Consider the following 11,209-nt stretch of genomic DNA (forward strand, 5'->3'; position numbering starts at 1 on the left):
CATTTTCCAGACTAAAATCCAGAGAATGAGTCTTTCTTTTATCAGATATATCCAATATGGGGTGGGGTTGGATATTATTTAAAAACAAAGGAATGAGTTAGTTAGATAGCATTTTGATTAAATCTGCCTCGTTGGCGCATTAATTCACGATATAGATTTGGATCCTTCTCAAAAGCTGCTCTACCATGAAGCCAAAATATATTATTAAGGACTACCAAATTTCCAACAGGCAGTTTTAATTCAATCACACTTTTATCATTCTCCATTGAGTTTGACAAATCATGCAGGTATTTTGCCTGTTCAATAGATTCTGGATAAACGAATTGGTCAATAAAACACATTCCTGGCTTATTATTATAATCAAAGAACGTTAAACGATCGATTTCTTGATCTACATTTTTACTGCTAGGCGCTTTATACGTAAAGCGGTGATTCCCGAGCGGATGTTTCATAAATTTATCAAGTTCCTTCCAATCATCAAGATGCAGTAAACGAGATTCCCCGCCTCGTGCATTTTGCTCTACCATTTTCATCATTAAAAGCCAATCTGTTGGTTCATCAACAAATGTACCATCAGTGTGAAGCGTGAATAAACGATAGGCTTGACGGAGGTAAGAATCACTGTTGTCCGTATCTTTTACGGAAAATCTTGCATAATATTTTCCTGTCATGGAGTCGAAATTTGGAATACCTACTATATGTGAAATAGCTGTTGCAAAAATAACATATTCATCAGTCTCTTCTGTAATACCTTCTAAACCGAGAGTAAATCCACCTGACTCACGATCATGAATAATTTCACGAAGCAGATTACCAAACTCTTCTCCCACCTGCTCTAAAAGATACGCTGCAACAAGGTGGCGTGCATATGGAGTATATTCTAAATGCTGAACAGAATAGTTTTCATTTATTGCCTTTTCAAGGAATCCTTTTATCGCATTTCTTGTAATCGTAATGTGGTATAAACGGTTTGTCTGCGGATGAACCTTTACCTCATAGTTTTTAGTTTTCACTTCAAATTTTGCCTTCTGTTTTTCAGTTGTCATACTCATGTTTTGTTCCTCCTGTTTTTTGTGATATAGGTGAAATAATCAACAGGAAATAGTAAAAGCCAGTCGAACAAGCTTCCTATTATCATCATAGGAATCTACTTGTACAACTGGCTTATATTCACTTCACCGCTCTATGGCAATAGAGTCACAGTGAACATACAGTTCGTTTGTTATTTACGTTTCCCGTCTATCGTTCAATTGCTGTTCACGATTTTGAAAGGGCATTTTCCAAAAGGCAAACATGCTTTACATTGAATTAACCTAATAATATTATGGATTGGCTAAATTGTCAATATATTTTTAATTTTTAAATAATAATTATATTGTTTTATTTGACAGAAATAGATTTTATCTGCTGAAAATGAACATCAAGATCCTTTATGGCAGCAACAAGTGCATTGGTCGCTTTCCCGCGATAATACGTCTGGATTGCTTCAATGGCTTCATCAACCCCGTCATTAAGACTAGTTCCCTTTAATAGGCGGCCAATAAATTCACGTCCGTGCTCTGTTGCCAGCGTACATGATGCCTCCAGTATAACCCCATATTTCTTATCAATTTCTGCCGTTATTGTTAACGTATCAAAGACACTTTTGGCTGCCATCCCTTGCGGTAAGCGGGCATGGCCGGCAACGAAAATGGTTTTCCCATTAAACATAAAGGATCATCCTTCCTATACATTAAATAATTGCAGCTTCAAGTAAGTGGGATTGAACAGGAATTCTTCGTACTACTTCTTTACCTATTTCAATGGATGCTGTTGCTGCCGGCGATGGTGCATTGCACACGTGAATCGAACGTCTTCCCATGATAATATGAAAATCATCCACCATATTTCCATCGTCTTTCAATGCTTGAGCACGAACGCCAGCTGGTGCAGGAATTAAATCATTCTCTTGGATTTCAGGAATTAATTGCTGCAGACTTTTTGTGAATTGTTTTTTGCTAAAAGAACGGACATATTCTTCAAATCCTTCTTTCGCAAACTTTCCTGCCATTTTCCATAAACCGCTGTAGCTTAATGCTTCGGCCAGATCCTTTGCATTAAAGTCGGTTTTTTTATAGCCCTCCCGTTTAAAGCTAAGTACTGCATTTGGACCTGCATCCACTTCACCACTTATCATGCGGGTAAAATGGACACCTAAGAATGGAAACTTCGGATTTGGAACAGGATAGATTAAATTTTTTACTAGATAGCGCTTTTCCGGTTTTAATTTGAAGTATTCACCGCGAAACGGCAAAATCTTCATATCTGTTTTATACCCGGCAGCGGCTGCCACACGGTCACTATGCAAGCCTGCACAATTAATGACCATATTAGCTTTGAAAGTTCCACGATTAGTTTCAATTGTCACACCGTCAGAGTCCTCATGGATTTTCTCTACTTTTGTGTTTAATTTTATTTCACCGCTATGTTCTTTGATGATTTTAGCAAACTTCTCGCTTACCTGGCGATAATTCACAATACCTGCCTGAGGTACACGAATAGCACCAAGGCCTTTCACATGCGGCTCAATTTCCTTTAACTCTTCCGGTCCGATTTTTGTAATAGCAAGACCATTTTCAAGTCCGCGGGTGTATAGGTTTTGCAGAAGCGGTATCTCCTCTTCCTTTGTTGCAACAATTACCTTCCCGCAAATATCGTGTTCAATCCCATGGATTTGGCAGAATTCTGTCATTGATTGGCTGCCTTGACGGGCAAATCTTGCTTTGAAACTGCCTGGTTTATAATAGATGCCGGAATGAATAACCCCGCTGTTATGACCTGTTTGGTGCTCAGCTACTTTAGATTCCTTTTCTATCACGACAACTTTCGCATTTGGAAATCGATTATATATTGCCATTCCTGTAGATAAACCTACTATTCCCCCGCCAACAATTGCAAAATCATACATGTATAAAATCCTCCTTTTTTTCAGAATAGTTTAACATTTTATCAATTTCATAAAAATTTAGAATCGCCGTAAGGGCTTATTTTTGTTTACACTATTTTTACAAGCAAGTTTTATGCCAAACTTTCTATATTTGAAGTGTTTTCGATATTTTCAAAGTTGCATAAGTTATTCATTTTTGCATAATTGGATATTATTATGATCATCTTTTATTAATCCTCAAAGTTTCCTATCTAACTATCCTGTCTAGTCGAATTTGCATTGGTTATTCATTTTTGCATAACGGGATATTGTGAAGCTGTTATTTATAGCTTCCAAAAAAATCTCCAACAAAAAAGCAAGCCTAATGATAGAAACTATCATTAAACTTGCTTTCTAGATTTATTAACCTTCACTTAAGGCAATGGAAATATATTTTATTTCCAAAAACTCTTCAATTCCGAAATGTCCGCCTTCTCTGCCAAGACCGCTTTCCTTAAATCCGCCAAACGGCGCCTGTGCTGTAGATGGCAGACCGTCATTCAATCCAACAATTCCGTATTCGATTCCTTCACTCATGCGGAAAGCACGACTAAGATTTTCTGTGAAAATATAGGCTGCCAAGCCATAGCGGGAATTATTCGCTCTCTCTAACGCTTCCTCTTCAGTTTTAAAGGTAGCAATTGGAGCCAATGGACCAAAGATTTCATCCTTCATACATTCCATATCCTCGTTAATATCCGTTAGGATCATAGGAGCATGGTAATAACCATTCTCACCAGCCGGTTTCTCTCCCGCGTAGGATATCTTTCCACCCTTTACAATGACGTCGTTTACAAGTCCTGCAACTTTATCATATGCTGCATGATCAATTAATGGCCCTATATCTGTTCCTGCCTCTAATCCATTGCCAACCTTAAACTTTTGCAATTTTGCTTGAAAAATCTGAATGAACTCATCCGCTACTCCTTCTTGGACATAAATCCGATTTGTACAGATACATGTCTGGCCGGCATTGCGGAATTTCGATTGAATTAATCCTTCTGCCGCCTTTTCTAGATTCGCATCATCCATAACGATAAAAGGAGCATTACCGCCAAGCTCTAAGCTGACTTTTTTCACATTTTCAGCAGCACCGCGCATCAACGTCTTCCCAACCTCTGTTGATCCGGTGAACGTTATTTTCATTACACGTGTATCCTTTAGCCAAGCATCGCCAATTTCCGCAGATTTTCCAGTAATAACATTTAATACACCACTAGGAATGCCGGCTTCATGGGCAAGTTCAGCAATTTTCAAAGCAGTTAATGGAGTTTGGTTTGCTGGTTTTACAACACATGTACAACCCGCTGCAAGAGCCGGCGCTACTTTTCTTGTGATCATCGCTGCTGGAAAATTCCATGGTGTAATCGCGGCAACAACTCCTACAGGTTCTTTACGGACAAGGATCCGTTTATGAGGGTGGGAGGCTGGAATCGTTTCACCGTATACCCGTTTCCCTTCTTCTGCATACCAAGAAATAAAGCTGTTAGCATACTGTACTTCTCCTACTGCTTCATGTAATGGCTTTCCCTGCTCCATTGTCATAATTCTGGCAATTTCATTCTTATTTTCTTCTATTAATTGATGCCATCTCATAAGCAGTCGATAGCGTTCATCCGCAGTTTTTTTGGACCATGTTTTAAAAGCAGCATGGGCTGCATCTACGGCCTGCTTCGCCTCCAAAGCACCTCCAGTAGGTACCGCTCCGATGACTTCATTTGTTGCCGGATTTATCACTTCTGTAAAAAATTCATTTTCATTGCCTACCCATTGCCCATCAATATACATTGGATAAACCTCATATTTTTTGATACTTGTCATTTATTTTTCTCCCCTTCTGCACCTTAAATCATTGTTTTATGGATTACACTTATTACATTCTTTTGCAATAATCATGCCAATGGTAAGAAACTGTATTTCATTATTTTTGAATTTAACTTTTATTAATTCTATTCACTTGTGCATAAATCTATTTATCTTTGAAATGAAAAAGCTGTTTCAGAAAAATCATCCGAAGCAGCCTCCTATTCATATGAATTTATTCAAATTAGTTTTTCACTGACAATTTTTTGATACTTTCTGCTGACAGAAGATTGACTGATCCCTAATGCTTTTGCCGCTTTTGTCGTCGTCTTATATTGGTTCATGGCCATAACAATCAGTTGCTCCTCCACCGATTCAATCGCATCCTGTAAAGGCATGACTCTTGTTACCATAGGCTTCATTTTTTTACGCTCATAGCCATACGCTAGAAATTGGCTGACAAACTCAGCATCAATCGCTGGCTGGTCGGCAGATACCACTAATCTCTCAATGATATTCTGCAGTTCCCTTACATTTCCCGGCCAGGAATAGCATTCAAGCATATTGATTGCATCCGGTGTTAAATGATAATGGCGGTCATACTTTTCATTTAGACGCTGCAGAAAATGAAACGCCAGCGGGGATATATCCTCCGTTCTTTCTCTTAATGGAGGGATTTTAATTGGGATAACATTTAAGCGATAAAATAAATCCTCTCGGAACGTTCCTTCCTCAACAAGTTTTTCTAAATTTTTATTTGTTGCTGCAATGATTTGGACATCAATTTTAATTGGTGTCGTACTTCCAATCGGGATTACTTCCTGTTCTTGAAGAACCCTGAGCAGTTTTACCTGCAGGTGCATCGGCATTTCACCGATTTCATCTAGAAACAAAATGCCTCCATTTGCTTGTTTAAAATAGCCTTCTTTCCCATTCTTATCTGCACCCGTAAAAGAACCTTTTACATAACCAAACAGCTCACTCTCCAATAAATTTTCCGGAATCGCTCCGCAGTTTAGTTTAAGAAAAGGTTTTTCCGCTCTTCTGCCAAATTGATGAATGGCCTCTGCAATGACTTCTTTCCCAACGCCCGATTCCCCGTTAAGGAGAACAGTGGATGAAAAATCGGCTATTTTCTTTACTTGATTCATGACTTTTTCCATTTTTGGACTGCTGTAAATCAATTTTTTTGATAATTGATCCTTCATTTTAAAATGCTGTAATTCTTTTTTATAGAGCTCTGATTTTTCCCGTATTTCCTCCAGTTCATTCTTTAAGCGGGAGGTTTCTGTAATATCCCTTGATGCAATCACAATCCGCTCTAATTCATTGTTTTCATTAAAAATTGGATTTCCGACAGCAAGGATTTTTCTACCCGTGCTTGTTTCTTGAACAACAGAAACCTTCTTTTGCTTTTCCATGACCAATCTTGAAACAGACGGTGTAAAGTAACCTTTGTCTACAAGATCCATAATATTTTTTCCAATTAACTCTTTTAAATCAACCTGCCAAAAGTCTTCGATAATCTTCTCACTATAGCGAAGCAATTCCCCTTTTGCATTGACCACGAGAATTTCATCATAAATACTGGATAAGATCGCATTCAAATCTGTATTTAGTTCCTTTATATATTCAATTTCACTTTCTTTATCTTGTTTTAATTCGAAACCATCTTCCACATCGTTCGATATTCGATCTAATTTTTCATTTTGGCTGGAAAACATGACTTCATCTCCCTTAATCTCTTAAGTTTGATACTATCATTTTATTTTGAATTTTTAAAATATAAAAAGTAGAAAAAGATCACATCTTTTTCTACTTTAAGAATGTATGATAAATTAATAATTTAGCCAGCCTCTTAATCTTGAAGCTTCTGCAATCTTTTGGATTCCTTCAATATAGGCAGCAATTTTTAAATTAACATTATATTTTTTAGCGGTTGCATATACATTGGCAAAGCTTTCCTTCATTTTTTCCTTTAAGCGTTCGTCAACCGTTTCTTCCGTCCAATAGTAACCCTGATTATTTTGACACCACTCGAAATAGGATACAACCACACCGCCTGAGTTTGCTAAGATATCCGGAACAAGGAGGATTCCGCGTTCGTCAAGAATTTGCAAAGCCTCTTTCGTTGTCGGTCCATTTGCTGCTTCGATGACAATTTTGCACTTGATTTTATCTGCATTCCGTTTATGAATAACACCTGAAATCGCTGCAGGAATTAGAACATCGCAAGGTTTTTCTAACAGTTCCTGGTTCGAAATTGAGTTAGAAAAATGGTTTGATACAATTCCAAAGGAGTCTCTGTTATCAAGAAGATATGGAATATCGAGTCCATTCTCATCATATAAGCCTCCCAGTGCGTCACCGATACCGATAACCTTTGCCCCCAGTTCATATAAATACTGCGCTAAGTAGCTTCCTACATTTCCAAATCCTTGTATTAGAACCCTTGTGTCTTTTAACGACATCTTTCTTAGTTCACACACCATTTGAAGCGTATAGAGAACACCTTTAGAGGTAGCCGTTTCCCTTCCCCTCGAACCCCCTAAGGCAATCGGTTTTCCTGTAATAAACCCAGGTGAGTCAAATTCGCGGATATGGTCATATTCGTCAAGCATCCAGGCCATAATTTGTGCATTCGTGTACATATCCGGAGCTGGAATATCTTTAGTCGGCCCTACGAGCTGACTGACAGCCCGTACATAGCCTCTGCTCAATCTCTCCAATTCACCCAAGCTCATCCGACGAGGGTCACAGACAATGCCGCCTTTAGCCCCTCCATATGGGAGATCGGTAACACCGCATTTTAAACTCATCCATCCTGCAAGTGCCTTTACTTCTTCAGGTGTCACATCCGGATGAAAGCGAATGCCTCCCTTTGTCGGCCCTTTTGCATCGTTATGCTGAGCACGGTAGCCTTGGAAAATCTGTACCTCTCCATTATCCATTCGAACCGGTATAAGGACCTCTAAAAATCTCATTGGCTTTTTGATGAGTTCAAAAACCTGATGAGGAAAGTTCATTATATTAACAGCTTCTTGCAGCGTCTCTTGAAATTCCAGCAGTGAATTATCTTTCTCTTTAGTTGCCTCATTTTGCTTTACGTTAACAGATTTAATAGACACTATAAACACCTCGATAATATTTTTATTAATACATTATGCAAATTACGTGCCATCATTTTAATTCTGATAAATCCAGGCTGACAGGAAAAGCATGGTTTATTTCATTTCTCAACTTATGAAAAATTAACTAGACTATGCGAAACTGCATAACTTTATGTTAGCGGACAAAAAAAGTGAGTTCCGCTTTACTGGATTTCTCACTGCTTTTTCTTATTCATAGAAAATAATTAAACTAAACGGATTTCTTATTGACAAAAATGTATATTTATAATATATTATTAATTGTCGATACTAAATCTACATATCATTGTATTAGAAAATATTTTTATTACGATCCGATAGTTCAGTGGGAGAATACATCCTTGACAGGGATGGGGTCGGGGGTTCGAATCCCTCTCGGATCATCAAGAAGCACTTTCATTAGAAAGTGTTTTTTTATTATTTATAATAGTAGAAAAAGGATAGAGTCTCTATCCTTTTTCTTAGCTATTTTTTTCAAATAAACCCATCCATTCGTCAAGGTGAAATGAAGCAATTTCTCCTTGATTCATTTTTATACCACAATATTCTTGTATATGTTCATCTGCATTTATAATATGTTCTTTCACAATTAATACTTGGTCTACGGATGTTGTTGTCCTTTGAACCCATGGCTTATAATCTAAAGTTTTTTTTCTTATTTGTGATTTAATAAAACCCAATCCTGCGTTATTAGCCCAGCTCTTCCATTCACCTTCTTTATAACAACGTACATGACTATGATCTCTCAATAACTCTAGCGTATTAATAAATTCATCTATTCGTTCATCTTCAGGAACAATATTATCCACTAAGATAAACTTCCCACCCGGTTTTAATACTCTGCTTACTTCTCCTATAAAATTTTGTGGATTAGGAAAATGATGAGCAGCAATTCTGCATGTAATAAGGTCAAAAGTTTCGTCTAAAAACGGCAATCTTTCTGCATCTGCTACAATGTATGACACATTCGAAACGTATTGATCTAAAAATTTTTTTGCTTCATTTAGCATTTCTATCGTTATATCAGTCGCAAATACTTGTTTTACATATGGAGACAACTGTTTCGTAACATGCCCCCCACCAGTCGCTATATCCAAAACAACCCAGTATTCTTTGGGTTCTGCCCAACTTATTATTATTGGAAGATCCGATCCATAGGCATGACTCTTACTATCAACATATTTTTTGGCATTTGTACCAAATTGTTGTTTTACTTTGCTTTTCAATTCCTCAGAATTATTTCTCATTTACTCCTCTCCCCTAATTTAACTATATAAATTTACATACTTTTTTAACAATAGTTTTTTTAAATACATATAGATAACTATTTTTTATTACAAAAGAGCAGCCACAAGGCTGCTCTCTTCAATTAAACTGCTCTTCCAGCAGAACCAAATTCACGCATTTTACCAATCACTGTTTCTTTAATCGCTTCACGTCCTGGTCCAATCACTTTACGTGGATCATATACATCAGAATCTCCATTTAATACTTCGCGGACTGTTTTCGTAAATTCTATTTGATTTTCTGTATTTACGTTAATTTTTGCTGTACCTAGGGAGATGGATTTTTTGATTTGATCCGTTGGAATACCCGTACCGCCATGTAAAACTAACGGCAGCCCGATTGTTTGACAAATCTCTTCCATTTCTTGAAAACCTAAGTTTGGCTCCCCTTTATAAGGACCATGAACTGAGCCTAATGCTGGGGCAAGACAATCAATTCCTGTCAGTTTCACTAACTGCTCACATTCCTTTGGATCTGCATAAATAACACCCTCAGCAATGATATCATCTTCCTGTCCGCCAACCGTTCCTAATTCAGCTTCAACAGATATACCGTGTTCATGTGCATATTCAACTACTTGTTTTGTAATCTTTACATTTTCTTCGAATGGATGATGTGAAGCATCAATCATAACAGAAGTAAAACCAGCATCAATGGCAGCTTTACATTTTTCAAAGCTCGAACCGTGGTCCAAATGGATTGCCACTGGAACTGTGATATTCATTTCATTCACAAGTGCTTTTACCATAGCTGTAACAACAGAAAAGCCGCCCATATAACGAGCTGCGCCTTCAGAAACCCCAAGGATAACTGGTGATTTTTCTTCCTCCGCAGCGGATAAAATGGCTTGTGTCCACTCAAGATTATTGATGTTAAACTGTCCAACCGCATACCCTTCCTTTAATGCAGTGTTTAACATCTCTTTCATTGAAACTAACCCCATGATTCTTCCTCCTAAAAATATGTATTTTTGCTTTAAATTTATTAAATGGAAGATGAATGTAAGAATCACTCATCTTCCATTAAAACCCTTCGGTCTAACTTAAATAGAGAGCTCCTTTGATAATGTTAATAGATTCATATCCACTGTATGGGTTTCTCCTAAAATAGCAGCAATATCATTATCTATCATTTGATTGTTATTTATTCCAACTGCTCTGCCACCCTTACCTTTTAATATAAGCTCAACAGCACGTGCACCAAGACGGCTTGCCAGTATACGATCAAAGGCAGTAGGGGCCCCGCCGCGTTGAATATGTCCTAATACTGAAACACGCGTATCAAAATTTGTCAGTTCTTTAATTTGCTTGCCAAATTCAACGCCGCTTGCCACACCTTCAGCAACAATGATGATACTATATTTCTTTCCACGCTCTTGTGCTTGTATTAATCGCTCACAAATATCATTCATATCATAGTTATCTTCAGGAATAAGAATCGACTCTGCACCGCCTGCAAGCCCGGACCATAGTGCAATATCACCTGCATTACGGCCCATCACTTCAATCACAAACGCACGTTCATGGGACTGGGCTGTATCTCTAATCTTATCAACCGCTTCAATGACCGTATTTAAAGCGGTGTCAAAGCCAATGGTAAATTGTGTTCCCGCAATATCGTTGTCAATCGTTCCAGGAACACCTACACAAGGGAAACCATGTTCAGTCAGAGCCTTTGCCCCACGGTAGGATCCATCTCCACCTATCACAACTAGCCCTTCAATTCCAGCTAATTTTAACTGCTCGATACCTTTTAATTGACCTTCTCTTGTTTTAAATTCTTCACATCTTGCCGAGCGAAGCATCGTACCGCCACGATGAATAATATCTCCGACAGATCCAAGCTCAAGTTTTTCAATGTTTCCATTCATTAAACCTGAATATCCTCCATAAATACCATACACTTCCACATCATGGTAAATGGCCTTCCGAACAACCGCTCTTATAGCAGCATTCATTCCAGGTGCATCCCCACCGCTTGTTAAAACACCAATTCGTTTCATGAT

At 37.9% G+C, this 11,209-nt stretch carries 8 protein-coding genes, 1 tRNA gene and 1 pseudogene; 1 reads left to right on the forward strand and 9 read right to left on the reverse strand.

The features are described 5' to 3' along the window. Positions 1-101: 101 nt before the first annotated feature. The 6 genes and pseudogenes from glaH to R4Z09_RS22455 form a co-directional block, all read right to left on the reverse strand. On the reverse strand, positions 102-1,052 hold the full coding sequence (gene glaH, locus R4Z09_RS22430) for a glutarate dioxygenase GlaH (protein ID WP_338448947.1): 951 nt from the start codon (positions 1,050-1,052) through the stop codon (positions 102-104). Positions 1,053-1,380: 328 nt separating this feature from the next. After that, positions 1,381-1,710: a DUF3870 domain-containing protein gene (locus R4Z09_RS22435; protein ID WP_338448948.1), complete on the reverse strand. Its 330-nt coding sequence runs from the start codon at positions 1,708-1,710 to the stop codon at positions 1,381-1,383. 22 nt (positions 1,711-1,732) lie between these two features. Continuing rightward, a complete protein-coding gene (gene lhgO / locus R4Z09_RS22440; RefSeq protein WP_338448949.1) occupies positions 1,733-2,947 on the reverse strand; it encodes an L-2-hydroxyglutarate oxidase in 1,215 nt (404 codons plus the stop codon). A gap of 381 nt (positions 2,948-3,328) precedes the next feature. Further along, positions 3,329-4,753 carry an NAD-dependent succinate-semialdehyde dehydrogenase gene (locus R4Z09_RS22445; RefSeq protein ID WP_338453333.1) on the reverse strand — a complete coding sequence of 475 codons (1,425 nt, stop codon included), beginning with the start codon at positions 4,751-4,753 and terminating at the stop codon, positions 3,329-3,331. A 254-nt stretch (positions 4,754-5,007) separates the two neighbouring features. After that, positions 5,008-6,423 (reverse strand): annotated as a pseudogene (locus tag R4Z09_RS22450) (sigma-54 interaction domain-containing protein); the annotation flags it as partial. A gap of 183 nt (positions 6,424-6,606) precedes the next feature. After that, positions 6,607-7,905, reverse strand: coding sequence for a Glu/Leu/Phe/Val family dehydrogenase (locus R4Z09_RS22455; protein ID WP_422392211.1), 1,299 nt, complete (start codon positions 7,903-7,905; stop codon positions 6,607-6,609). Positions 7,906-8,228: 323 nt separating this feature from the next. On the opposite strand from R4Z09_RS22455, the gene R4Z09_RS22460 reads away from it, so the two are divergent. Continuing rightward, positions 8,229-8,300, forward strand: a tRNA-Val gene (locus R4Z09_RS22460). Between the two features lie 78 nt (positions 8,301-8,378). Here R4Z09_RS22460 and R4Z09_RS22465 read toward each other — a convergent pair. The 3 genes from R4Z09_RS22465 to pfkA all read right to left on the reverse strand — a co-directional run bounded on the left by R4Z09_RS22465 (position 8,379) and on the right by pfkA (position 11,206). Then, on the reverse strand, positions 8,379-9,164 hold the full coding sequence (locus tag R4Z09_RS22465; protein ID WP_338448952.1) for a class I SAM-dependent methyltransferase: 786 nt from the start codon (positions 9,162-9,164) through the stop codon (positions 8,379-8,381). Positions 9,165-9,286: 122 nt separating this feature from the next. Continuing rightward, positions 9,287-10,147 carry a class II fructose-bisphosphate aldolase gene (locus tag R4Z09_RS22470; RefSeq protein ID WP_338448953.1) on the reverse strand — a complete coding sequence of 287 codons (861 nt, stop codon included), beginning with the start codon at positions 10,145-10,147 and terminating at the stop codon, positions 9,287-9,289. Positions 10,148-10,246: 99 nt separating this feature from the next. Beyond that, positions 10,247-11,206, reverse strand: a complete 960-nt coding sequence (gene pfkA / locus R4Z09_RS22475) for a 6-phosphofructokinase (protein ID WP_338448954.1) — start codon at positions 11,204-11,206, stop codon at positions 10,247-10,249. Positions 11,207-11,209: the final 3 nt, after the last annotated feature.

The sequence above is a fragment of the Niallia oryzisoli genome, from assembly GCF_036670025.1.
Lineage (GTDB): Bacteria > Bacillota > Bacilli > Bacillales > Cytobacillaceae > Bacillus_BD > Bacillus_BD oryzisoli.

What these genes read in the sequence shown, in the direction of transcription:
- glaH (WP_338448947.1), bottom strand. Translation starts at nt 1,052, where the DNA reads ATGAGTATGACAACTGAAAAACAGAAGGCAAAATTTGAAGTGAAAACT.
- R4Z09_RS22435 (WP_338448948.1), bottom strand. Translation starts at nt 1,710, where the DNA reads ATGTTTAATGGGAAAACCATTTTCGTTGCCGGCCATGCCCGCTTACCG.
- lhgO (WP_338448949.1), bottom strand. Translation starts at nt 2,947, where the DNA reads ATGTATGATTTTGCAATTGTTGGCGGGGGAATAGTAGGTTTATCTACA.
- R4Z09_RS22445 (WP_338453333.1), bottom strand. Translation starts at nt 4,753, where the DNA reads ATGTATATTGATGGGCAATGGGTAGGCAATGAAAATGAATTTTTTACA.
- R4Z09_RS22465 (WP_338448952.1), bottom strand. Translation starts at nt 9,164, where the DNA reads ATGAGAAATAATTCTGAGGAATTGAAAAGCAAAGTAAAACAACAATTT.
- R4Z09_RS22470 (WP_338448953.1), bottom strand. Translation starts at nt 10,147, where the DNA reads ATGGGGTTAGTTTCAATGAAAGAGATGTTAAACACTGCATTAAAGGAA.
- pfkA (WP_338448954.1), bottom strand. Translation starts at nt 11,206, where the DNA reads ATGAAACGAATTGGTGTTTTAACAAGCGGTGGGGATGCACCTGGAATG.